Raw genomic sequence first — 25214 nt, 5'->3', positions numbered from 1 at the left:
GCGATTACGTTCAATTCGATATCTATAAAGGCATGGAGTGATGTCGTGACTACAGTGATTCAGCCCCAACCTCATGATTGGGAGAACTTGCGCGTGCTGCAGCGAAACCGGATGAAAGGGCGCTCCTACTTCCACTCCTATGCAACCAAGGAAGATGCGCTCACTTTCGAGAGAGGCAACTCGCCTTGGTTTCGTCTTTTGAACGGGACATGGAAATTTGCCTATGCGGATAATCCGGCGAACGCTCCGGACGGCTTCGATCAGGAACATTACGACGACAGCGGCTGGGACCGGGTGGAAGTGCCCGGAATGTGGCAGCTGCAAGGATATGGAAAGCCTCATTACACGGATTTGCATTATCCGTTCCCGGTAAACCCCCCATACTTGCCGTCGGATAATCCGACAGGTTGCTACCGAAAATCGTTCAACATTCCGCAAAAATGGGACGGCAGGCAAATCGTGCTTCGGTTCGAAGGTGTGGACAGCGCGTTCCACGTTTGGGTAAATGGGCAAGAGGTCGGATACAGCCAGGGCAGTCGGCTGCCGTCCGAATTCGACATCACCTCGTTCGTCCACCTAGGCGGGAATGTGCTCGCGGTGCGCGTCGTACAGTGGTCGGACGGCAGCTATATGGAAGACCAGGATATGTGGTGGCTTAGCGGCATTTTTCGCGACGTCAGCCTGTTTGCAAGGCCGAAGGTGCAAATAAGGGACTTTACGGTAAGGACGACTTTGACAGACGACATGACGCACGGTTCGCTTTCGATTAAGGCGTGCGTCGGCAACTTGCTGCCGGAAACAGCGATCGGATATACGCTGAATGCGCAACTGCTCGACGGTACGGGCGATGCCGTTATCGGCCTCATGAAGGAGGACAACGTGACGGTGTCGGGCGGCACGGAACAAGCGGTCGAGCTGCGGCTCGACGTGCCGAATCCGCGGTTATGGTCGGCGGAGGATCCGCAGCTTTACCGATTAGTGCTTTCGCTTACGGGACCTGACGGACAAGCGGTAGAAATCGTTCCGCAGCGCGTCGGCTTCCGTCAAATCGAGGTGAAAGACGGCAACTTCTACGTAAACGGGGTCGCCATCATGCTGCAGGGCGTCAACCGGCACGACCACCATCCGGAGCTGGGCCGCATTGCTCCGTACGAGACGATGCTGCAGGACGTGCTGCTGATGAAACGGCATAACATTAACGCCGTGCGGACGGCGCATTACCCGAACGATCCGCGGTTTTACGACCTTTGCGACGAATACGGCTTGTATGTCATGGACGAGGCCGATTTGGAAACCCATGGTTTCGAACCGTTAGGTAACATTAGCAGGATCAGCGACGATCCAGAATGGAAAGAAGCCTACATCGACCGCGTGGAACGGATGGTGGAGCGTGACAAAAATCATCCGAGCATTATTTTCTGGTCGCTCGGCAACGAGTCCGGCTTCGGCTGCAATTTTATGGCGATGGCGGATTGGTGCAGGGCGAACGATCCCACCCGCCTGATTCATTACGAAGAGGACCGCGAGCTGAAGGCGGTCGATGTATGCAGCACGATGTATTCGTCGATTGAGAAGCTTACGGCGATCGCGGAGGAAGAGGCGTATACAAAACCGCATCTGATTTGCGAGTATGCGCATGCGATGGGCAACGGCCCGGGCGGATTGACGGAGTATCAAGCCACGTTCCGCAAACATAAGCGGCTGCAAGGCGGATTTGTATGGGAGTGGATCGATCACGGGCTGAAGATGGAGTCCGCAGATGGTAAGTCGTACTATGCGTACGGCGGCGATTTCGGCGACGTGCCGAACAATTCAAACTTTTGCTTGGACGGGCTCGTCTTTCCGGATCGCACGCCATCGCCGGGGCTGCTGGAATATAAGAAGGTCATTGAGCCGGTCGAAACGGAAGCGGTTGATTTGGACCGCGGACTGCTCGCAATCACGAACTTATACGATTTTATTTCGCTTGACGGGCTCGAGCTGATCTGGTCGGTTTATGGTGACGGGAAGCTGCTGGACAGCGGTTCCATGGCGCTGCCGTATGTGCCGGCGAAAGGGAAAGCGGCGATCGAGCTTCCGCTTGCGGCCCGAGCGCGGACCATAGGAGCGTATGCCGACTGTCAGCTAACGCTGAGCTACTGTTTGAACAAAGACGTCCCGTGGGCGAAGCGGGGCCATGAAGTGGGGACGGCGCAGTTCCGATTGCCGTCAAGGGCGGCTTCCGCTCCAAAGGATGCAACGGCAAAAGAGCCGGTGACTTGCGCCGTCTCGGGACATGAGCTGACCGTTGCCGGCTCGCAGTTCGAGCTTCGCTTCGACCTGCTGAAAGGGACGATCCGTTCGTGGCAATACGAAGGGACGGATGTTATCGCGGAAGGCAAAGGTCCGAAGCTGAGCTTCTGGCGCGCGCCGATCGATAACGATATGTACATCGTCGAAGAATGGCGCAAAGCGCATCTCGACAAGCTGCAGTGCCGGGTGGAACGGGTCGAATGGGATCAGACGTCCGCATCGTCCCTAACCGTTAGGGCTGCAGTGCGGATCGCCCCGCCGGTTCACGATTATGGGTTCCGCTGTACGTATTTATATACGATTTCCGGAAACGGCGAAGTACGCATTGAGGTCGACGGTGCCCCTGACGGCCCCGGAACGCTCCCACGCATGCTGCCGAGAATCGGCCTCCGCATGGAGCTGCCGGGCAGTCTGCACCGCGTGAATTGGTACGGCAGAGGACCCGGCGAAAGCTACAGTGATAGCAAACGTGCTAACGCGATCGGGCTTTACCAAGCTTCCGTCGACGAGCTGTATACGCCGTACCCCTATCCCCAGGACAACGGGAATCGCACGGACGTCGCATGGGTATCGCTGACGAACGTTCGCGGAATCGGACTGTTGGCCCAAGGCCAACCGAAGCTTGAGTTTTCCGCGCACCGCTATGCTCCGGAAGACTTTGAGCAGGCGAAGCACCATTCGGAGCTCGCGCCGAGGGAGACGATCACCCTGCATCTGGATTACCGGCAAAACGGGCTCGGCAGCAACAGCTGCGGTCCCGCCCAGCTAGAACCTTATGCGCTTAAAGCGGAACCGTTCCGCTTCGCATTCGCGATTACGCCTTACAATAAAGAAATGATTTCACCCATCGCATTAGCGAACAAAGGAGCGGTGATGGCTAAATGAACAAAACATTCGACGCACTCAATTTGACGGGAAAGGCAGCCGTTGTGACGGGAGGAGCTTCGGGCATCGGCTTTGCGACGGCCACGATGCTTGCCGAGTTCGGAGCGAACGTCATGCTCCTCGACATTAACGAGTCGCAAGGACATGCGGCTGCGGCTGCCATCAGGGAAACGGGCGGCAAGGCGTCGTTCTACAAGTGCAACGTCACATCCGCCGAGGATTGCCGGACGACTGCCGAAGCGGTGATGAACGACCACGGCCGAATTGACATTTTGTTCAACAATGCGGGCGTCATTCGCCGGAAAACGGTCGTTGAACTGGAAGAGAAAGAATGGGATCTCGTCATCGACGTCTCGCTGAAAGGCGCATACTTGCTTTCCAAATATATGATTCCTTACATGGCTCGGAGCGGGGGCGGAAGCATCGTCAACACCGGCTCCGGCTGGGGACTAAAGGGCGGCGACAAAGCCGCCGCATATTGTGCGGCTAAGGCGGGCGTCGTCAATCTCACGAAGGCAATGGCGATCGATCATGGGCCCGACAATATTCGGGTCAACTGCGTATGTCCTGGCGATACGGATACGCCGCTATTGCGTGACGAAGCGAAGCAACTCGGGCAGGAAGAGGGCAAATTCCTCGTGTCCTCGGCCTCGGGGCGCCCGCTGGAGCGGTTGGGTACGCCGCGCGATATCGCCGGAGCCGTGCTGTTCCTGGCCAGCGATCTGTCCGCTTGGGTGACAGGCAGCGTGCTTGTCGTGGACGGCGGCGGCTTGGCTTAAAATCTCTCACAAGGAGGAATTTCGATATGAGTATGAACGATAGAAAGCAAGTCCATCCGTATATTCCGAATACGGTGCCGGACGTACAGCGGCAAATGCTGGACGAGATCGGTGTGCAGCGCGTGGAAGACTTGTACAATATTATTCCCGATTCGCTAAAGCTGAACCGGAAGATGGATCTGCCGCCGGCGCTCGGCGAGTATGAGCTGACCCGGTATGTGGACGGGATGCTGACCAAAAACACGAGCACAAGGGAAGTTGCGAGCTTTCTCGGGGCAGGCTGCTGGCCGCATTTTATCCCGGCGGTGTGCGACGAGGTCAACCAGCGCTCCGAATTTGTAACCGCTTATGCAGGCGAGCCCTATGAAGATCACGGCCGGTTCCAGGCGCTGTTCGAATACCAAAGCTTGATGGCGGAGCTTGTGGATATGGACGTCGTCAACGTTCCGACGTTCGACTGGCCGCAGGCGGCCTCGACCTCGCTGCGGATGGCGGCCCGCATTACGGGAAGAAACCGCGTCCTGCTTCCACAAAATATCGATGCCGACAAGTTGATGATCATCGCGAATTATATTACGCCAGACTTGTCCTACACCCTCGTAAATTATAACGGGGCGACGGGAGAACTCGACTTGGCCGACCTGCAAACCAAGCTGAACGGCGATGTGGCGGCCGTTTATTTCGAAAATCCGACATTCCTCGGCATCATCGAGTCGCAAGGGCAGCAGATTGCGGACCTTGCGCACGAAGCGGGCGCGCTGTGCGTCGTCGGCGTCGATCCGAGCTCGCTCGGCGTGCTGAAGCCGCCGAGTCAATATGGCGCGGATATCGTCTGCGGCGAGCTGCAGCCGCTTGGTATGCATATGAACTACGGCGGCGGCCAAGCCGGATTTATCGCGACTCGAGACGAGGAGAAATTCGTCATGGAATATCCTTCACGTCTGTTCGGGATCGCGCCGACGATCGTCGAAGGTGAATACGGCTTCGGCGACGTCGCTTACGAACGCACTTCTTTCGCCTTGCGCGAGAAAGGTAAAGAATCCGTCGGCACCCAGACGGCGTTGTGGGGCATTACGGCCGGCGTATATTTGGCGCTGCTCGGACCGCACGGCATGCAGGAGCTGGGGCAGACGATCATGCAAAAATCGCAATATACGGCGCAGCTGCTTTCGAAAATTGAAGGTGTGAGCGTTCGATTCCAATCTCCGTTCTTTAAAGAATTCGTCGTCGATTTTACCGGCACGGGCAAGAAAGTCGCGGACATTCACGAAGAACTCCTTGCGGTCGGCATCCAAGGCGGCAAAGACTTGTCCGGCGAATTCCCGGAACTTGGCGAGTCCGCGCTATATTGTGTGACGGAAGTGCACACGCAGGAACAAATTGAACGGCTCATTAGCGCGATTTCCTTATGTGCGACAGGATCGGCGAAAGGATCGGTGTCCGTATGAAGCGCATTCGCAGAGAAAGTAAAGTGAGAAATTTCCATCAGGCGAAATGGGATGAACCGGTTATTTTCGAGCTGCATCAAGAAGGGGAACGGGGCGTACAGGTCCCCAAGGCCGAAGCGGCGATCGGAGCGGCTGTAGGCGATGGCGTATCCGCGATTCCGGCCTCGATGCGCCGGACGGATGCGCCGAAGCTGCCTGAGATCGGTCAGGCGAAGGTGCTGCGCCATTACCTGCGCCTCTCGCAGGAGACGATGGGCTCCGACTTTAATGTGGAAATCGGGCAGGGCACCTGTACGATGAAATACATTCCACGCGTCAACGAAATGATGATCCGCACGCCGAAGCTGACTGAGCTTCATCCGCTGCAGGACGTCAGCCATGTGCAGGGCATTCTGGAAGTGTTCTATAAGCTTGACCTGGCGATGCGTGAAATTTCCGGGATGGACAAATTTTCGTTCCAGCCGAGCAGCGGTACGCAGGCGCTTCTCACGATGGCTTCGATCGTCCGCAAGTATCACGAGTCTCGGGGAGAAGGCGCGAAGCGGGACGAAATCATTACGACGATTTTCTCTCATCCTTCTCAAGCGGCGACCGCGGCGGTGAAAGGCTACAAAATTATTACGCTATATCCCGATGCGGACGGTTTCCCGGATATCGAGGCGCTTAAGAAAGTCGTTTCCGACCGGACGGCCGGCTTTGTCGTCGCCAATCCGGAAGACACCGGCATTTTCAACCCGAAAATCAAGGAATTTACCGATATCGTCCATGCGGCGGGCGGCGTGTGCTATTACGACCAAGCGAACGCGAACGGGCTGCTCGGCGTGACGCGGGCGAAGGAAGCGGGCTTCGACATGTGCTTCTTCAACCTGCACAAAACGTTCGCGGCACCGCATATGTGCGGCGGGCCGGCGACCGGCGCGCTTGGCGTCGTAAGCGAGTTGATCCCGTTCTTGCCCGGCCCGGTCGTCGAGGCGGAAGAAGGCGTATACTCGCTGAAGCGGACGGGCGGCCTTAGCATCGGCAAGGTGCGCATTTTCCACGGCGTGGCGCAAACGGTGCTGCGCGCGTATGCCTGGATTCGCGCTCTCGGCGCGGAAGGTTTGCTTGAAGTGGCGCATACGGCCGTACTCAACAACAACTACTTGTATCATAAAATATTGCAAATTCGCGGCGCATCCGCTCCTTACGTAAAGGGCAACCGCCTGGAGCAGGTTCGCTACAGCTGGGAGCAAATGACACAGGAAACCGGCGTCACGACAGAAGACGTCACTCACAGAATGTGCGATTTCGGCTTGCACTACTGGACCAGCCATCATCCGTACGTCGTTCCGCAGCCGTTTACTTTGGAGCCGACGGAATCTTACTCCAAGGAAGACCTCGACGAATATATTCATGCATTGGAGCAAATCTCGAAGGAAGCGTACGAGAGCCCGGAAATCGTGCGAAATGCGCCTACGCGCAGCACCGTGCACCGGATCGACCATTCCAGCTTGGACAATCCGAAGGAATGGTGCATTACATGGCGCGCCTATCTGAAGAAGACGCAGCCGGAGTAACGACATAAAACCATGCAGACCCGTTCGCAAAGATCGGGTCTTTTTGCTATTGTAGAGAGGATCTGAGCGGAGCATCAAACATTTGGCGGTTATGAAGCTAACAAAAAGCGGTGTCTGTCGCATTTCACCGTTTGGTATAATGATTGCAGGTTTGAAAGCGCTCTATTTAAAGGAGGGCCACGAGCATGAATGCACCGAAATTAAAAGTGCTGGTCGTCGACGACGATCAAATCATTCGCAAAGGGATTATCTATGTTGCCGAATGGGACAAGCATGACATGCAGGTCGTTGCCGATGCGCCTAACGGAAAAAGAGCGTGGGAAGCCTTCATGGAGCACCTTCCCGATATCGTGATTACAGATATCGTCATGCCCGAAATGAACGGTATTGAACTTGCCAAAAAGATTAAAGAGCATCGTCCCCAGGCGAAAATATTATTGCTCAGCAGCCATCGCGATTTTGAATACGCTCAACAAGGCATTGAACTCGGAGCGTCCGGCTATCTTCTGAAAACAGAACTCAATCAAGCCAAAATTACGGAGTACTTGGTCAAGTTTCGGAACGAAATCGAAAACCAAAGTTTGGTGCAAGGCGAATCGTCACCTGAAATCAGCAGAAACCGGCATATCCAAATTCAGCTTTGGTTAGGCGGCGTTAGAACGGATATCCGGTCGGAGTTGTTGAAATGGTTCGCCTCAGACTGGGCATGGATGACAAAACCGACTTACTTGTATTTGTTGGAGTTTCCGACCGCTATGGCGGAAGATCAAATCCATCTTATGTTTAAACAGGCATTAAGCGCCGAAAACGAACTGATTCCTATTGGCCATGATCAATGCATTTTTATATGCAACGAACGAAATAGGAACCGCTTCGAACAGATGCTAATCGAGAAAAAGAGCATGCATGAAATCGAAAAATGGATGAAAGGCGACCCCATTTCGAGCCCAGAGGAATGGATTCAATCCATGAAGGGGCTGCTCAAGCAATCGGAAATCGAAAGCAAATACGGTTTCGAGTCGAATTTATGCCCAGAACCGATCCTGAAAGCTCTGCAGCTCATGAAGGACGACATAAACGTGAAATGGACAGCCAGCGAAGTGTCTCACTTGGTAGGTTTAAGCCGGAGCCATTTCAGCGTGATGTTTAAAAAAGCGGTCGGAGAAAACTTTATGTCCTATTTGCACAAAAGAAAGCTGGAAGTCGCTTCCGAGCTGTTGCTGAATACGCGTTTAACTTTAGATGAAATAGCGGAACGGACAGGCATGGATTGCGCCAAAAATTTCAGCAAGTGGTTCAAGAGATGCATGCATGATACGCCAAGTCAGTATCGGATGCGGCATCGAAAAAACGCAACCGTTTAGCAGGCCACAAAAGAAGACATCCGTCCTGAAATCTCGGACAGATGTCTTCTTGCCATTATGCGAGACGCAAGGGGTTCGGTAATCCGCCGATCAGCGGAAGCGTTATGGTGATCGTAGTGCCTTCTCCGCTTTTGGAGAAAACCGTTAATCCGTACTGATCCCCACATTGCAGCTTTATTTTTTGCTGTACATTCAGCAGTCCGATCCCGCGCTTATTGGTCCTGACACGGTTGGGATCCAGGATGCCGGAGATTTTGTCTTCCGCAATTCCTTTTCCGTCATCATGTAATGACAGCTCCAAATACTCGTCCCGTCGATAAATGGAAAGTTTAATGGTACCGTGCCCGTCTTCAAATCCATGAAAAAACGTGTTCTCCAACAAAGGTTGGAGAATCATGCGGGGAACCATTGCCGTCGATAAGGAGGGTTCGATATCTAAGTGAAACGCAAACGCGGAACCATAACGAATCTTCTGTATTTCCAGGAAATTTTCCACGGTTAAAAGCTCTTTGGAAAGAGGGGCATATTCTTGCGAATCGTCCAAATGTTCTTCCAACAGGTGAGCAAGACTTCCAAGCATGGCATGGGTTTGTTCGTCCCCGCTCATTAAGGCTTTCCATTGAATCGTACTCAGCGTGTTTAGAAACATATGAGGATTGATTTGATGATGAAAGGCTCTCAAATCGGCTTCCAATTTTAATTTTTCCGTACGGCTGATTTTATCTATTAAGGAATTAATTTGGCCGACCATGGAATTGAAAGATTTGGCTAATTGCCCAAGCTCGTCCCTTGAATAGATCATCACTCTGGCATTTAAATCTCCTTCTCCGAATCGTTTCATGCTGTCGCGCAATTTTTGGATCCGTTTGGTCAAATAACTGGAAAAGACCAGCGTAAGTAACGAAGCGAATACGACGGTTATAGCGATGAGTAAATAAGTATTCGTATTTATGGCCTTTGATCCAAGGTAAAAGGTTGCGTGCGGAATTCTTGCTTCAATGTTCCAATCGTTCACGGACAACTTTTTTTGCCAAACGATATCGTCAGGGAGACTTTCCCTGGTTTTGTCGTCTTGATATATGATTTCATTCGATTCATTGCGAATGATAACGGAACTGTTCGTTTCTTCCGCGAAACGTTTGAATAAATCGATAAAAGGCGCCGATCTGGTTTCGATCAAAATTTTACTATGCTGCAGCACACCGTACTTATTGTTGATGGGGACTACTACGCTGAAGATATCTTCTTGCGAACCCCCTTTTTTTATATAGTAATCGGGCTTGAAAAAATGTGTCCAATATCTTTCGTTAGAGCTCTTGGCTATCGATTTCCACCAATGGAGTTCCTGCAGCTTGTTGACATCCAAATTTTTGTTGCTTCCGTAATAAAACCCGGTGTTTGTTACCACATATACATCTTTCACGAGATCGGAGTTGCTGTTTTCCAAAAATTTTACAAAATTCGTTCTGTTTAAATATTCGGCGTAAGAAAATGTTTTTTCGTCCTGAAGGGAGATGAGCGTCGGATCCATTAAGTAAGTTAATACGCTGTTGGAGGTTTGCAGCACCTGCTTCATGTAATTGTCAACTTGGAGCTGAAGTTGGGTAATGGCGTATTCGCCGTATTTTCCGAACTGCTGATCGACGATTTCCGAAGCTTTGTTGTATGACATAATCCCAAGCGTCATAAGAGGTACCACACTAATGCAGAGGAAAAAAACGAGCAATTTCACGCGAATTCTCGTGCTGAAAAGAAAAATGAGGTTTTGGCCGAATGTTCGAAAGCGATCTAGCACGGTGCCGTCTCCTTTTTGTAAATATCATAGCCCGCTAAAGAAAAAGATAAGCTGACCGAACAATTTCCACCCCCAATCGCAAACAAAACGAAGTGTTAAACCGCTTTCAAAGCAAGTAAGATGGTTCATGCACAATGAAAGCAGCTCACAGGAGGGAGTAAGATGGCTAGCAATTTGACCGGCTTAAGAAAATCGAGACGTTTTCGTTTCGGCAGCCGCGAACTGATCATTTCAGTGACGGTAGGAGCAATTATTATCCATTACGGGATGTTTCTCTTTTTCCCGATTTTGTACGGCCTATATGGAAGTTTCTTTGATTGGAATATTACGACGAGCAACTTTAAGTTTGTCGGGATCGATAACTACGCCCGTAAATTGCAAGATCCTGTATTTTGGAAATCTCTGTTCAATAACGTTTATTTTACGTTTTTCAGCGTTCTTCTCGTGACTGTCCTTTCATTAATCATCGCTCTAAGCATCCATTCTGTAAAGCGCTTTAAAACGTTTTTCCGCACGGTTTATTTCATGCCGGTCGTGACGTCGCTGGTTGCCGCCTCGTTTGTATGGAAATGGATGTATGACCCCACTATGGGGTTGTTCAATCAAATCCTTGATATGTTCAATCTTCCGCATGTGGAATGGTTGACGGATAAACATACGGCGATGCCGTCGATTATTCTCATGACGGTATGGAAAGACGCAGGTTTTGCGATTGTTCTCTATATGGTGGGACTATTGAATATCCCGTCCAGCTTATTTGAATCGGCGAAAATCGACGGCGCGAACAGCCGGGCGATCTTCTGGAATATTACGCTGCCTATGCTGAGATCCACTACCTTTTTCGTGGTCGTCACCAACATCATTGGTTATTTGCAAGTGTTCATTCCGATTTATTTGATGACGAAAGGCGGGCCGGGCACGTCCACCTTTACGACAAGCTTCATGATTTACGACGCCGCATTCGACTATTACAACTTTGGCGAGGCTTCGACCATTTCTTTCCTTCTCTTTTTCGTGATCTTAATCGTAACATTTGCCCAAACGGCGTTGACGAAAAGAAGAGGAGGCTTTGACCAATGAAGAGGGAGAAGAGTAAACAAGCATTGCTGTACTTATTCTTGTTCATCGGCGTTAGCGTGATGATTGCGCCGTTTCTTTGGATGCTCCTCTCGTCATTTAAAACAAACGCAGAGATTATGCGTGTGCCGTTCACCATCTTTCCGGAACATTTCAAGTTCTCCAATTATGCGAAAGTGTGGACGGAAGTTCAGTTTTCCGTATATTTTAAAAACAGTGTACTAGTTGCCGTTACGAGAACGGCTCTCGTTCTCTATTTTAGCGCTTTGGCCGGTTACGTTTTAGGTAAATTGCAGTTTCGCGGAAGAAACGTCATTTTTATTTTGATTCTCGCCACGATGATGGTGCCTTGGCCGGTAACGATCGTGCCGCAGTATCAATTAATGGTTTGGTTGGGCTGGAAGGGAAGCTACCTCTCGTTGATCGTTCCGGCCATGTTCAGCAGTTTCGGCATCTTCATGATGCGCCAGTTCGTGTCCCATGTACCGACTGAACTGCTTGAGGCGGCACGGATCGACGGCGCGGGCGAGTTTCGAATTTTCCACCGCCTCGTTCTTCCGCTCGTATCCAATTCTTTGTCTGCCCTTGCAATCATCATCTTTTTATGGACGTGGGATGATTTCTTGTGGCCGTATTTAATGATCGACGACCAAAGCCAATACTTGCTTCCGATAGGACTTGCCTTTTTCAGCGGCCAATTTAAGACAAGCTACGACCTGTTGTATACGGGGGCAACGATTTCCGTTATTCCGGTGCTCATTCTTTATATCCTGTTCCAAAAAAGGTTTATCGAGGGGATTACCATGTCGGGAATCAAAGGTTGAATTCTAACAAATAGGAACCTAATCGACGAACAAAACGGAGTTTTAAACCGGGTTCCTAGTAAGTAACATAAACTTTGAAATCGGAAAGCGGTTTCAATCATAAGGGAGGTCGTTCAGAGGATGCGCAAGACGAGAAGCCTGTTTGTGTTGGTATTGACTGTTCTGCTTGCGGTTATGTTGGCAATGTCAGGTTGTAGTTCAGGCACTAATAAAGAGAGTGCGTCGGGATCGGGCGATGTAAAGAGCGGTGACGGTAAAGAAAGTCCAAGCAGCACGAGTACTCCAAACAAGCCGATTCTGGGCGCCAGCTTAAAGTATGATCCGAATCAAGAAGTAAACGGCGGAAAGCAAATTACTCTGAATGTTTGGGTTGCGGATCAATATGACCGTTTCAAAAGCTGGGCGGACGATTATACGCAAATTCATCCGAATGTCAAATTGGAACTTGTCAAATCGCCCTGGGGCGACTATTGGAAGAAGCTTCCCCTCTCTCTTCAATCCGGAGTCGGGCCGGATGTCTTTTATCAGCATCCGTCCTATGTGCTGACAATGGTCGATTTCATGGAACCTATGCCGGAAAGTGTTTTTCCTTCAAACGAGATCGAGGCCGATTTTACGAATATCGTAAAGACTCAAGACGGCAAATTATATGGATTGCCGCTAGCCGTTACGACGTCCGGCATCTACTACAACAAAAAAATGTGGGCCGAAGCCGGATTAACCGAAACCGATATTCCAAAAACGTGGGATCAATTGATCGACGCAGCGAAAAAGCTGACGAAGTTGGATAAGAAGGGCAACATGACGGTCATGGGCTTTAGCGCAAATGGTGAATATCACGACATGTTGAATGCCATGAATTTCGAAAAAGGCAATTTTCTTTTTGACTCAAGCGGTACCAAAGTATCGCTCAATAACGATACCGTGAAGGACGCTCTGAAGTTTTACAAGGATTTATCGTCCGTGCACAAAGTAACGGAGCCCCGGCAAGACAGCGACGAAGACGAGTTCGGCAAAGGGTCGGCGGCCATGGTATACAATTACAACTGGGCGGGCGAATATTTCAATTCGACTTATCCGGATATTGAATGGGGTTATTTTGCTCTGCCGACTTTCGACGGCGCGACTCCTCCGGCTTATGACAAGAACATGCTGGAATTTACGCCTGGCGTCAATAAGGTAATCGACGATACGAAAAAAGCGGTTGCTTGGGATTTTATTAAGTTCATAGCCGCAGATGATACGCAAGTGATGAAGCAGGTAAAAGAGGCATCGGGCATTCCGGCCAAAAAATCTTTGATGAACGATCCTTTCGTGGTGGACAATCCGATTCTGAAAGTGCAGAAAGATACGATCCCGCGCACTCTTAATTATGGATTCATTCCGCAGTCTGCGATCAACAAAATCGTTACGAAAATGATAGAAGACGTGTTGTTCAATGCGGTGCCGATCTCCGATGCGGTGGTGACGGCGGAAACCAATATCAATAAGTCTTTCGAATCGGCAGGACTGAAGTTCAAGTCGATGGAACGCTCTTATCCTTTCGCGAATGAATTTAAAAATCAATAGAAATAAGTAAAGGATGCCTCTTCAATTCTAATCGATTTGGAGAGGTATCCTTTTCGAAAATCAGTGCTGAGAAGAGGAGACTATTATGGAACAAGTACGGATCGGGGTCGTCGGGATAGGAAATATGGGGGGCGCTCATGCGGATTGGCTGGCGAAGGGGGAAGTGAAGGGGGCCAAGCTTACTGCGGTCTGTGACACAAATCCTGCATGTCTGCAGTTGGCAAAAGAGCATTTGGGCGAAGACATCCTGATTTATGACAATTTGGATGCATTATTTGCGGCTCATTGCATCGATGCGCTGCTCATCGCCACGCCGCACTACACGCATCCTTCGATCGCAATCGCGGCCTTCAAACATGGATTGCATGTGCTTACCGAAAAACCGGCCGGCGTTTATACGAAGCAGGTACGTTTGATGAACGAAGCTGCTGCCAGAACGAATCAAAAGTTCGGGATTATGTATAATCAACGGATGAATCCCCTTTACCGGAAGCTGCGGGATTTAATCCTGTCCGGAGAGCTTGGCGAGATCAAACGAACGAACTGGATCATTACGAATTGGTACCGCTCGCAAAGCTACTACGATTCCGGAAACTGGCGGGCCACTTGGGAAGGCGAGGGAGGAGGCGTGCTATTGAACCAGGATCCGCATCAATTGGATTTGTGGCAGTGGACGACCGGATTGATGCCGGTACGAGTACGCGCATTTTGCTCCTTTGGAAAGAACCGTAATATCGAGGTAGAAGACGATGTGACCGCATATGTCGAGTATGCCAATGGTGCCACGGGCGTTTTTGTTACGTCGACCGGTGAAGCGCCGGGAACCAATCGATTTGAAGTTACAGGCGATCGCGGCAAAATCGTTATTGAAGACGATAAATTGACCTTTTGGCGTCTGCGTATTTCCGAGAAAGAATTCAATGCTTCCTATACAGGCGGTTTCGGCGAACCGGAATGCTGGAAATGCGAGGTTCCGATCGAGGGCAAGAACACGGCTCATGTCGGGATCATGCAGAATTTCGTCGATGCCATCCGCAACGGTACTCCGCTCGAGGCTCCGGGAGAAGAAGGGATTAAAGGCCTTTCGATTTCCAACGCGATGCATCTTTCGACGTGGCTGGACGACTGGGTGGAGATGCCGATCGACGAGGACCTCTATTTTCAGCTTTTGCAAGAAAAAATCAAGGACTCGAAGTTTCGGAAACAAGCGGAAACCGAGAGGTGATCGGCAAACCAGGAGGACACGACATGCAGAAAAAAGACGGCATGTATTACGCGCCTGTCGGCAAATCGAAACCGGTCGTCGGGCCGGGAGAGTTCCCCATTGCGGCGGTTTCGCTTGATCATGGACACATCTATGGCATGTGTAACGGACTAATGGAGGCAGGCGCAAATGTAAAGTGGGTCTATGATCCGGACCCCCTAAAGGTGAAAGCATTCGTCGAACGATTTCCGCAAGCGAAGGCGGCAGCATCGCTCGAACAGGTGTTGAACGATGAAGAGGTTCGCGTAATCGCCTGTGCCGCAATTCCGTCGGAACGCTGCTCCGTTGGACTGAGAGCGATGGATGCCGGAAAAGACTTTTTCACGGATAAGGCTCCGTTCACTACGCAAGCTCAGCTCGAAAGCGCGAGACAAAAGGTGAAACAAACGGGCAGGAAATATGCCGTTTATTATAGCGAGAGGCTGCATGTGGAAAGCGCCGTTTTTGCGGGGCAATTAATTAAGCAAGGTGCGATCGGACGAGTTCTGCAAGTTATCGGGTTCGGTCCTCATCGGCTGAATGCGCAGACCCGTCCGGATTGGTTTTTCAAAAAAAGCAACTATTGCGGCATTCTAGGGGACATCGGCAGTCATCAAATCGAACAGTTCCTTTATTTCGCCGGTTGCAAGGATGCCAAAATCCTTCACAGCAAGGTAGCGAATTATCATCATAAGCAATATCCGGAGTTCGAGGATTTCGGGGATGCGGCGCTTGTCGGCGATAACGGGGCAACCAACTACTTTCGAGTCGACTGGTTCACGCCGGCCGGCTTAGGCGCATGGGGTGACGGGCGCCTGACCGTTCTCGGGACGGACGGTTATATCGAATTACGCAAATACATTGACGTCGCGCGGGATCCGAACGGCGATCATGTCTATTTGGTCAATCATGAAGGAGAGCATCATTTCGCCGTGCATGGGAAAGTCGGGTTTCCGTTTTTCGGCGAGTTCATTACCGACTGCATGAATCGCACGGAGACCGCAATGACGCAAGAACATGCGTTTAAAGCGGCCGAACTATGTTTGATTGCGCAAGAGACGGCCATTAGAATCGAATAATCCTGGGGAGAGTGCAGAAATTGATCATTTTGACGGGGTTTGCGGATGAAATATCGGACGATCTGGAGAAACAGCTTGACGTAATGGCTTCCGAAGGCATTGCTCATTTGGAGTTAAGAAGCGTATGGGGGAAAAATGTGCTCCAATTAACCGATCAAGAGGCGGCACATATCAAGGAAAGGTTGGAAGACCGCGGATTTAAGGTTTCGTCGATCGGTTCCCCACTTGGCAAGATCGGAATTGCAGATGATTTCGCCGCTCACATGAAGGACGCCGAGAGGGCCGTTCAACTGGCAAAATATTTTGGAGCGCCATATATCCGAATTTTTTCTTTTTTCCTTCCCGAAGGGGAAGCGGCCGAGGGTTACCGCGATCAAGTCATGTTTCGCATGAAGCAGTTCACTCAACTTGCCGAGCAATCGGGCGTTGTCATGCTTCTCGAAAACGAGACGGAAGTCTATGGAGACATTGCCGAGCGGTGCCTCGATATTTTGGAAACGTGCCGATCCTCGCAGTTACAAGCGGCTTTTGACCCTGCTAACTATGTACAGTGCGGCGAAAGCCCCATTTCAAAATCATATCCGCTCGTTGCTCCGTTCGTTTCCTATATTCATGTAAAGGATGCGATAATGGGCAGCGGAAAGGTCGTTCCCGCAGGCGAGGGTGACGGAGAGCTGAGACGATTGTTGTCTATCCTAAAAGAAAAGGAATATGACGGCTTTATGTCCCTTGAGCCGCACCTGGCAAGCACGGGACGATTCGAAGGATTCGGCGGCGAACAATTATTCGCCGCAGCGGCAAAAGCGTTAAAAGAGCTGCTTCGCGAGGCTGATCTGTCATGGATGTAGCTTGGTCCATCCCCACCTCTGTAAACGGAAAGAAGCCCCGGGGGTACCGGGGCTTCTTCAACTGACAGACATGGCGGCCTGTATAGGCCATTGTGGCTGTCATTATTTCATTATGCGATTTTCTCGACCGTAATCCGATCCTCTTTCACATCGACTTGAACACGTTGCACGTCATCTGTCTCCAAAATGAGATCCGTGATGCCGTCCTCCACATATTGCTGGATCACTCGGCGAAGCGGACGCGCTCCGAAGGCCGGATGGTATCCGAGCTCCGCAAGCTTTTTCTTCGCATCGTCTGTGACGGTGACGGTGATGTTTTGTTCCAGCAGGTTGTTCTCGATTTCCTGGAGCATTTTATCCACGATGTTAAGGAGATGGCTTTCGCCCAAAGAGGCGAACGCAATGATGGCGTCGAAACGGTTCAAAAATTCCGGCCGGAAGTAGGAACCGAGCGATTCTACGACCGAGCTTGTTTGAGGCGCCTCGGCGTTGAATCCGACGGTGATTTTCTTGTCCGCGGTGCCGGCGTTGGACGTCATGATGATGACCGTATCTTTGAAGCTTACCGTGCGGCCCTGACTGTCCGTCAGCCGTCCGTCGTCAAGCACTTGCAGGAACATGTTTTGCACGTCCGGATGAGCTTTCTCGATTTCATCCAGCAAAATAATGCTGTAAGGATTGCGGCGAACGCGCTCGGTCAATTGACCGGCTTCTTCGTGTCCGACATATCCCGGAGGCGAGCCGATCAGCTTGGAAACGGAGTGCTTCTCCATATACTCGCTCATATCGAGGCGGATCATCGCATCGGCTTGTCCGAACAGTTCTTCCGCCAGCGATTTGGACAATTCGGTTTTCCCGACGCCGGTAGGTCCGACGAAGAGGAAGGAAGCGATCGGTTTGTTTTTCGGCTTCAGTCCTGCACGGCTGCGGCGGATCGCTTTGGCCACTTTCTCAACGGCTTCGGATTGACCGATGACCTTGGCGCCGAGACGTGCGGCCAAATTTTTCATTTTGGACTGCTCGTCTTGCTGCAGTTTACCTACAGGGATGCCGGTTTTGCGCTCAATGATCTCTTGAATATGTTCCACTCGAACTTCAAGCGTATTGTCGCCGTCTTTGGCATCCAGCTGCTTGAGCAGATCGGCTTCTTCATCGCGAAGCTGTGCGGCTCGCTCGTAATTTTCCTGACGGGACGCCAGCTCTTTCTCCTTCTTGATGCTCTCAAGACGCGCGAGCACTTGTCCGCGGTCACCTTCGGAGGCCAGAAGATTCAGTTTGGCGCCGGCTTCGTCCAGAAGGTCGATCGCTTTATCCGGCAGGAAACGATCCTGGATGTAGCGGTGAGAAAGCGTCACGCATGCTTTGATCGTTTCGTCGGGGTAACGCACTTGATGGTACTCTTCGTACTTCGCGCGAAGCCCTTTGAGGATTTCAACGGCTTCCTCGACCGTAGGCTCGTCCACCGTCACCGGTTGGAACCGGCGTTCCAATGCGGCATCTTTTTCGATCGTGCGGTATTCCTTCAGCGTGGTGGCACCCACGACTTGAAGCTCGCCGCGTGCCAGCGCAGGCTTCAGAATATTCCCCGCATCCATCGAGCCTTCGGCCGAGCCGGCTCCGACGATCAAGTGGATTTCATCAATGAACAAAATAACGTTTTGGCGCTGCTGCAGCTCGGAAATCAACTGCTTCATTTTTTCCTCGAACTGACCGCGAATGCCGGTACCCGCTACCAAAGAAGCGACGTCCAAGGAATATACCTCTTTATTCAGCAGCTTGGCAGGAACTTTGCCCTCTGTGATGCGAAGGGCAAGCCCCTCCGCGATGGCGGTTTTGCCGACACCGGGTTCGCCGATCAGCACAGGGTTATTTTTGTTGCGGCGGTTCAGAATCTCAATAATGCGCTCAATCTCTTCATCCCGGCCGATCACGGCGTCAATCATGCCCGACTTGGCCGCGTCGTTCAGGTTCCGGCCCATTTGATCCAAGATTCCGCCTCTATTGGGCGCTGCTGCGTTTGATGCGTATTGCTCCTGATTTTGAGCCGGCGGCATGAACCCTTTAAAGAAGTCTTCAAAGGAAGGCATGCCGGAGTAAGATCCGATGGCCGACGGAGCGCCGCTGCGCATTTTCGCATAGCATTCTTGGCACAAATACAGCTTGCGCGCTTGCTGATTCACTTGGATGTTAAGAAGAATCGAAGCCTCGTGGTTGTGGCAGTTTTGGCAGTTCATAGGTCTACCCCTTTCGATGGAGTTTCGTATATATGGGATTGAAGGGTGCCATGACGGCCCCTCAGAATGATTGATCAAAATTGACATTGACTTTGACTAACTTTGACTTTAATTATATGCGAGTGGCCGTATTTGTCAAGCATGGGGGAGGGGGGTAAGTGCACACAAAAAAGCACTCCTACTAGGGATGCAGTTACCGCTCCCATTTATACGTCTGCGTTCCAGGAACGCCGAACGGCGGGCGCTATTGTTCAAAAGAATTTTCAAGGAAGGTTGTGATTTGGGTCGTCCACGACACTGTAGTAGTCATCAGCCAACTATCTCGAATGAGAGACGAGGCTGAAGACGTTCCCGTCAATTTATCTGAAGGATTAATCGATACCATAGATCTTCCATACCCCATCGATATTCTTCAGTGTATATACAGTGTCCCCTTCCGATCCAAAAGGTGAATCCTGGTATGTCTCATGAACAGAGACCGCAATCAGCTCTTTTTTTACGGACAGAAATTTAGGATCACTCAATTTCGTAATGATCATTTTGTTCTCTTTATCGGCTGCAAGATCGGTTGATGACACAGTGTCCGTCGTAAAGATCTCCGGGTATTTTTCGCTATTTCGCTCATTGTAATATTTTGCTCGTTGATTGATGACTTTTACAGCTTCAAGTTCCTCCCCATGAAATGCCTTTTCATCCAGAAGAACCGTGCTGATTACTGGTGTGGTTTCTCTATTTGTCGTTGTGGGGCTGCTTGTGGCTACTGACTTGGCCTCGTCGTTCGAGGAGCTCTTACTTGCTTTGGAAGAACAAGCAGCCAAAAGTGTTAGTGCAATAATCGAACTGATTACTAGTAACTTTTTCAATGGATCTGCTCCCTTCATGATTAAGACTAAAACAAAACTGCTTGCCTCTGTTTAAACGCCTCCCCCCTCACTATGTTTCGGACGTATCCTAAAATTTATAAAAACTCTACCTCCATTACCACGTTTTTCCTATCTTCAAGTCGGCTAAATATATTTTTCCTAAGTATGACCATAGAAAATACCGCGGCACGTGCAAACTCTGACATCACCCAGGGGGTATGGTGAGAAAGGTGCCACCCATCCCCGCGCCGTAGTCCGATTTTGCCCATCTACTGCCCACCCTCCACCCACCCCCGAGCTGTAGCCCGATTTTGCCCAACTGCACGACACTTTCCAAGTTCCGACACCCAAAAACCACTCTGCAATTCGGCATTTTCCAACTACAGCCAGTGAACGAGTGGGTAGTACCGCTGCAGTTCGTTAAAATCGGACTACACGATTTCTTTTAAAATGACAGACTCGTCGACGAAGCCGTGCAGGCGGACGTATAACACAAAAAACCGCTCTCCCTCGCGGAAGAGCGGTTTTCTCGATGCCGATTACTTCGAAGCTTCGTACAGCTCGTTCACTTTGTTCCAGTTCACGACGTTCCAGAAAGCTGCGATGTAGTCGGGGCGCTTGTTTTGATATTTCAGGTAGTAAGCGTGCTCCCAAACGTCCAGGCCGAGGAGTGGCTTGTCGCCTTCCATCAGCGGGCTGTCCTGGTTCGGAAGGCTGTATACTTTGAGCTTGCCGTCTTTGCCGACTGCGAGCCAAGCCCAGCCGGAGCCGAAACGGGTCGTTGCAGCTGCAGCGAAAGTTTCTTTGAACTTCTCAAAGCCGCCGAGCTCGCTGTCGATCGCTTGTGCCAGCGCGCCGGTCGGAGCGCCGCCGCCGTTCGGGGACAGCGTCTGCCAGAACAGCGAATGGTTCACGTGGCCGCCGCCGTTGTTGCGAACAGCCGTACGGATGCTCTCCGGAACGGAGTTCAGATCGGAGACGAGATCTTCCACGCGCTTGTCGGCCAGCTCAGGAGCGGACTCCAGCGCTTTGTTCAGGTTCGTCACGTACGTGTTGTGGTGACGGCCGTGATGGATTTCCATCGTCATCGCGTCGATGTGCGGTTCCAGTGCGTCCTTCGCGTAAGGCAGTTCGGGCAATTGATGTGCCATGTGCAAAAACCTCCTCAAATTGGTGGACATATGTAGCTCTCAGTTATTATTATCCTTGATTTGAGATAGTAAATCAACGCGGATGTTTGGAAAGTCGAATAGCCGGGTAATTTGTACAATCGGGCAACGGCAACTATTGTTTCCGAATACGTTGTTCTTATACCATTTGTTGAATTCAGGTAAAAAATGCCGAAATCCGGGATTTTCGGTTAATTTTCGGCGTTGTGACGGGGCAATCGGACACAATGAAGCGTTTTCATGAAATTTCCTTTATTTTACCCGAAAAAAATCCAACTTTTTTTTAGAAAAAGGGATACAAAATTACTATTTTTGTCGTAGAATTAAGGATACGTTAACTGGCTGTTAATTCTGTTGCCGGGGAGATCATGCACATGCAGATTCGTTCTTTCCAACTTTCGGACTATCGGTCCGTTACCGAGCTATTGAAAGAATCGTTATCCGAGGAATGCTGCGAGGAGACGATGGGCGCTTTCGCCCGGCAGCTTTCATGGGACAGCGACCTCATTCTGGTGGCGGAGGTGGACGATACGATCGCCGGACTCCTGATCGGAACGATCGACCATTCCAAGGGCTACGTTTACCGCATCGCCATTCATCCGGCTTATCGCCGGCAAGGCCTGGGCAAAGCGCTTGTGGCTTCGATGAACAACAGGTTCCGTCAACGCAAAGTGCTGAAGGTTCTCATCGCGAAGGACAAGCATAATGAAATGCTGCTGCCTTTTTACGAGTCTCTTGGCGTTACGCCCCTCGATTTCGTCCGGCCTGCCCGTCCGTTAGCGATCGTGGCGGGATAAGCAGATAGATAACGATTAGATGAACTCATCTATTTATAACTCATGAAGCATATCCGATGCGCCATTGCTTTTGGCGAATGGATATGCTTTTCTTAATGATAACGGGATGCTCGGGAGGCGCCATGGCACAGAAGGAAACCAATTCATCCATCTATAAATGCTGCACCATCAAAAGCTTCAAGCATAACGGTTCCCTCCACCGGATGTGGCTCGTCAACTGGCAGGTTCCGAAAGAGCGGCTTCATCCCGATCATGCGGCGTTATCGCTCGAGGTATTGCTGAACGAACATACGCTGATCCGCGAAGCGGACGGCAAAGAATGGATCAGCCGCGTGCCGGCGGTGGCGTTTTTTTTCCCGGGCGAATGGTTCAACGTGGTGGCGCTTCTCGAAGAGAAGGGGGGCATTCGCTACTATTGCAACATTGCCTCGCCTCCTTTTCGGTACCATAACGTGCTCACCTACATTGATTACGATTTGGATTTGCTGATGCTGCCGGACGGATCGGTGCATGAATTGGACCGTGACGAATTTAAAAAACATTCCGTGGAATACCGGTACGGCGCCGACGTCATCGAGCAAGCGGATCGGGCGCTGGCAAGGTTGAAAGATCGCATGTCCCGTACGGATATCCCTTTCCGGGATGCTGAGGTTCGCCGATACTATAAAGAATGGAAAGATTCAGTCCGTCCCAAGGAGAGTTGACCCGTATGGATCAAGAGACCGGCGTTTCGCCCGCTCCGCGTCAGAGGAAGAAAGCGGACAAGCCTGCATTAAGCGGATGGAGGAAGGAAGTCTGGGATTGGACTAAGGCGCTTATCGTGGCTTTTGTCGTGGTTTATCTTTTGAAGACGTACGTGTTTCAATTATCCACCGTGCGCCAGCATTCGATGGAACCTACTCTTCATGAGCGCGAGTGGCTGTTTGTCAACAAGATCTCCTACGAATTCAGTCACCCGGGGCGAGGCGACGTGATAGTGCTCCAGGATCCGAGCATGGGGCCGGACCGCAAAGATTACTTGGTGAAAAGGGTAATCGGCGTACCTGGAGACCGCCTGGAAATCCGCAACGGACAGTTGTATATCAACGGAGAGCTCACGATCGAGCGCTATACGGATGTCAAGATCGAAGACGGCGACTACGGACCTGTTCAGGTGAGCGCGGGACACTATTTTGTGATGGGGGACAACCGCCATTCACGCGCAAGCAAAGACAGCCGGGATTTCGATCAGGTGCCGGAAAATAAGATAAAGGGCCGCGCTGAGCTGATTATTTGGCCGATATCGCGATGGGCCAAACTGTAACGGGAAAGAGGGAACGCAGTTGAAAGATGTGACGGTTTACACCGACGGGGCGTGCTCCGGCAATCCCGGACCGGGAGGCTGGGGCGCGGTCTTGCTGTTTGGGGAGCATCGCAAGGATATTTCCGGCGGGGAGAAAATGACGACCAACAACCGGATGGAACTTACAGCGGCGATCGAGGCGCTCGGGCGGCTCAAGGAGCCTTGCCGGGTGAAGCTTCACAGCGATTCCGCGTATTTGGTCAACTGTTTTCGAGAAGGCTGGATGAAAGGCTGGATCCGCAACGGCTGGCGCAACAGCCGCGGTCAGCCCGTCGAGAACCGCGACCTGTGGGAACGATTGAACGAGCTGATGCAGAAGCACGAAGTGGAATTTGTCAAAGTAAAAGGGCACAGCGACAACGAGCTCAACAACTATTGTGATCTGATGGCTCGTCAGGCGATTACGCAATTGAGCAAGGATTGAAAGGAGGACTCCGCATGACCCCGACGGAACGGGACGCCGCTTTCTGGCGGGACTTGAAGGAAGAGATGATCGCCGCGGCTCCCGAACTCGGAATCGACAAAATCGGGGTCGCTTCGGCGGAGCCTTTTACCGAGTTGAAGGAAAGACTGGTTCGCCATCGCGAGCTTGGATATGAATCCGGCTTCGAGGAGCCGGATTTGGACAAACGGACGGAGCCGGCGCTCTTGATGCCGAACGCCCGGTCAATCATTTCGATCGCGGTGGCGTATCCGTCGAAATTGAAAAACGCTCCGGTGTCCGAGCCGGGCAAGCGCCGCGGGATTTTGTCCCGTTCGGCTTGGGGCGTGGATTATCACGATGCGCTTCGGCGCAGGTTGGACCGGTTAGCCGCGTGGCTCACCGAGCGGGTTCCGGAAGTCAGCCTGATGCCGATGGTGGATACCGGCGAACTGGCGGACCGGGCCGTGGCCGAGCGCGCCGGCATCGGCTGGAGCGGCAGCAATTGCGCGATCATCTCCCCGGAGCTGGGTTCGTGGATGTATCTCGGAGAGATGATCACCGATTTGCCGCTGCCGACGGATCAACCGATCGCCGATGGATGCGGCGACTGCACGATCTGTATCGACGCATGTCCGACAGGGGCGCTGGTCGGACCCGGGCAACTGAATGCGCAAAGATGCATTTCGTTCGTGACCCAGACCAAGGGGCTGGTCGACGAGGAGCTTATGCTGAAAATCGGCAACCGGTTGTATGGCTGCGACACCTGCCAAATCGTGTGTCCGGTGAATCGCGGAATCGATATGAGGCACCATACCGAGCTTCTGCCGGATCCGGAAGTGGCCAAGCCGCTTCTGCGGCCGCTGCTCGCGATGGGCAACCGCGAGTTCCGCGACAAATTCGGCGCCAGCGCCGCCGCATGGCGCGGACGCAAACCGATCCAGCGCAACGCGCTGATCGGGCTCGGCAATTTCCGCGACGCGGAGTCGGTGCCGGATGTCGCGCGCGTATTGCGCGAGGATCCGCGCCCGGAGCTGCGCGCCACGGCGGCGTGGGCGCTCGGCCGCATTGGCGGACAAGCGGCCGTCGATGCGTTGGCCGCCGCACTCACGGCTGAGCAGGACGACACCGTGCGCGATGCCGCTCAGCGGGCGCTGGCTAAGATCGAGCCGGTATCCGCGCCTTAATGGCGTCTCGCTGACCGCTGCGATGCGCGCTGTTGCACCCCCTCGGTTATTATCGAACACCCGTGTTCCCATTTTGTCATACCCAGGTTATCCCCTTGACTCAGAATATTGACGGGCCATAGGGTGGTGCGGGAGTCCAGTAATCGAGCAAAATTTAGTGACTCTCGGAGCCGATAAATTGGCGGTGCATGGTAAACTTGCAGGCTAGTGAAACTTGATAGCGTCACAACCTCCTGAGTCGACGGGATAACATGGGTTTTCTAGGTACCTGGGAGTCCCGCTGTAACCTCCTGAGCCAACGGAATAACCCGGGCAGGAACCCGCACGCAGCAGCACCCACTTGCCATCTGAGCCAACGGGATAAACCGCCGGGAATCCGCGCGCGTTTTCTGTTTTTCTACTGTCGAATTATAGCGATTTATTATAGAATAGAAGAAATCCT

The 25214-nt window shown here is 51.8% G+C and carries 20 protein-coding genes; 16 read left to right on the top strand and 4 right to left on the bottom strand.

Going from position 1 to position 25214, the window contains the following annotated elements; all coding sequences use genetic code 11:
- The first annotated feature begins 45 nt into the window (after positions 1-45).
- From ebgA to E5161_RS10560, 5 genes are all read left to right on the top strand, one after another.
- Positions 46-3177, top strand: coding sequence for a beta-galactosidase subunit alpha (gene ebgA, locus E5161_RS10580; RefSeq protein WP_281279871.1), 3132 nt, complete (start codon positions 46-48; stop codon positions 3175-3177).
- A complete protein-coding gene (locus E5161_RS10575) occupies positions 3174-3956 on the top strand; it encodes an SDR family NAD(P)-dependent oxidoreductase (protein ID WP_136777768.1) in 783 nt (260 codons plus the stop codon). The genes ebgA and E5161_RS10575 overlap by 4 nt, the downstream gene beginning before the upstream one ends.
- A gap of 32 nt (positions 3957-3988) precedes the next feature.
- The gene (gene gcvPA / locus E5161_RS10570; protein WP_136777822.1) at positions 3989-5404 is read left to right on the top strand and encodes an aminomethyl-transferring glycine dehydrogenase subunit GcvPA; all 1416 of its coding nucleotides are present in this window, start codon (positions 3989-3991) and stop codon (positions 5402-5404) included.
- Complete coding sequence (gene gcvPB, locus E5161_RS10565; protein WP_136777767.1) at positions 5401-6960, top strand: aminomethyl-transferring glycine dehydrogenase subunit GcvPB; 1560 nt, start codon at positions 5401-5403, stop codon at positions 6958-6960. Before gcvPA ends, gcvPB begins: the two co-directional genes overlap by 4 nt.
- A gap of 185 nt (positions 6961-7145) precedes the next feature.
- Positions 7146-8324 (top strand): response regulator transcription factor, encoded by a 1179-nt coding sequence (locus tag E5161_RS10560; protein WP_136777766.1) that lies wholly within the window; start codon positions 7146-7148, stop codon positions 8322-8324.
- A gap of 55 nt (positions 8325-8379) precedes the next feature.
- Here the strand turns inward: E5161_RS10560 and E5161_RS10555 are convergent, their stop codons facing one another.
- The gene (locus tag E5161_RS10555; RefSeq protein ID WP_136777765.1) at positions 8380-10119 is read right to left on the bottom strand and encodes a cache domain-containing sensor histidine kinase; all 1740 of its coding nucleotides are present in this window, start codon (positions 10117-10119) and stop codon (positions 8380-8382) included.
- 162 nt (positions 10120-10281) lie between these two features.
- Between E5161_RS10555 and E5161_RS10550 the strand changes: the two genes are divergently transcribed.
- From E5161_RS10550 to E5161_RS10525, 6 genes are all read left to right on the top strand, one after another.
- Positions 10282-11199, top strand: coding sequence for a carbohydrate ABC transporter permease (locus E5161_RS10550; RefSeq protein WP_136777764.1), 918 nt, complete (start codon positions 10282-10284; stop codon positions 11197-11199).
- Entirely contained in the window at positions 11196-12020 is an 825-nt protein-coding gene (locus E5161_RS10545; protein WP_136777763.1) for a carbohydrate ABC transporter permease, read from the top strand. Before E5161_RS10550 ends, E5161_RS10545 begins: the two co-directional genes overlap by 4 nt.
- Before the next feature lie 120 nt (positions 12021-12140).
- Complete coding sequence (locus tag E5161_RS10540; protein ID WP_136777762.1) at positions 12141-13589, top strand: extracellular solute-binding protein; 1449 nt, start codon at positions 12141-12143, stop codon at positions 13587-13589.
- An 85-nt stretch (positions 13590-13674) separates the two neighbouring features.
- Positions 13675-14814, top strand: coding sequence for a Gfo/Idh/MocA family protein (locus tag E5161_RS10535; RefSeq protein WP_136777760.1), 1140 nt, complete (start codon positions 13675-13677; stop codon positions 14812-14814).
- 23 nt (positions 14815-14837) lie between these two features.
- Positions 14838-15911 carry a Gfo/Idh/MocA family protein gene (locus tag E5161_RS10530; protein ID WP_136777758.1) on the top strand — a complete coding sequence of 358 codons (1074 nt, stop codon included), beginning with the start codon at positions 14838-14840 and terminating at the stop codon, positions 15909-15911.
- Positions 15912-15931: 20 nt separating this feature from the next.
- Positions 15932-16759 (top strand): sugar phosphate isomerase/epimerase family protein, encoded by an 828-nt coding sequence (locus E5161_RS10525; RefSeq protein WP_136777756.1) that lies wholly within the window; start codon positions 15932-15934, stop codon positions 16757-16759.
- Between the two features lie 110 nt (positions 16760-16869).
- On the opposite strand, the gene E5161_RS10520 is transcribed toward E5161_RS10525, so the two are convergent.
- The 3 genes from E5161_RS10520 to E5161_RS10510 form a co-directional block, all read right to left on the bottom strand.
- A complete protein-coding gene (locus E5161_RS10520; RefSeq protein WP_136777754.1) occupies positions 16870-18993 on the bottom strand; it encodes an ATP-dependent Clp protease ATP-binding subunit in 2124 nt (707 codons plus the stop codon).
- A 371-nt stretch (positions 18994-19364) separates the two neighbouring features.
- On the bottom strand, positions 19365-19856 hold the full coding sequence (locus E5161_RS10515) for a hypothetical protein (protein ID WP_136777753.1): 492 nt from the start codon (positions 19854-19856) through the stop codon (positions 19365-19367).
- A gap of 539 nt (positions 19857-20395) precedes the next feature.
- The gene (locus E5161_RS10510) at positions 20396-21007 is read right to left on the bottom strand and encodes a superoxide dismutase (RefSeq protein WP_136777752.1); all 612 of its coding nucleotides are present in this window, start codon (positions 21005-21007) and stop codon (positions 20396-20398) included.
- 392 nt (positions 21008-21399) lie between these two features.
- Here E5161_RS10510 and E5161_RS10505 point away from each other — a divergent pair, with 392 nt between their 5' ends.
- The 5 genes from E5161_RS10505 to queG all read left to right on the top strand — a co-directional run bounded on the left by E5161_RS10505 (position 21400) and on the right by queG (position 24772).
- Positions 21400-21822: a GNAT family N-acetyltransferase gene (locus E5161_RS10505; RefSeq protein WP_136777751.1), complete on the top strand. Its 423-nt coding sequence runs from the start codon at positions 21400-21402 to the stop codon at positions 21820-21822.
- 122 nt (positions 21823-21944) lie between these two features.
- Complete coding sequence (locus E5161_RS10500) at positions 21945-22526, top strand: DUF402 domain-containing protein (protein WP_136777750.1); 582 nt, start codon at positions 21945-21947, stop codon at positions 22524-22526.
- A 5-nt stretch (positions 22527-22531) separates the two neighbouring features.
- Positions 22532-23125: a signal peptidase I gene (lepB, locus tag E5161_RS10495; RefSeq protein WP_246042179.1), complete on the top strand. Its 594-nt coding sequence runs from the start codon at positions 22532-22534 to the stop codon at positions 23123-23125.
- 19 nt (positions 23126-23144) lie between these two features.
- Positions 23145-23588: a ribonuclease HI gene (gene rnhA, locus E5161_RS10490; protein WP_136777748.1), complete on the top strand. Its 444-nt coding sequence runs from the start codon at positions 23145-23147 to the stop codon at positions 23586-23588.
- Positions 23589-23602: 14 nt separating this feature from the next.
- Entirely contained in the window at positions 23603-24772 is a 1170-nt protein-coding gene (gene queG, locus E5161_RS10485; RefSeq protein ID WP_136777747.1) for a tRNA epoxyqueuosine(34) reductase QueG, read from the top strand.
- Positions 24773-25214 lie beyond the last annotated feature (442 nt).

The sequence above is a fragment of the Cohnella pontilimi genome, from assembly GCF_005049045.1.
In the GTDB taxonomy this organism is placed as follows: domain Bacteria; phylum Bacillota; class Bacilli; order Paenibacillales; family Paenibacillaceae; genus Cohnella; species Cohnella pontilimi.
This window is presented reverse-complemented; position numbering and strand designations above follow the sequence as displayed.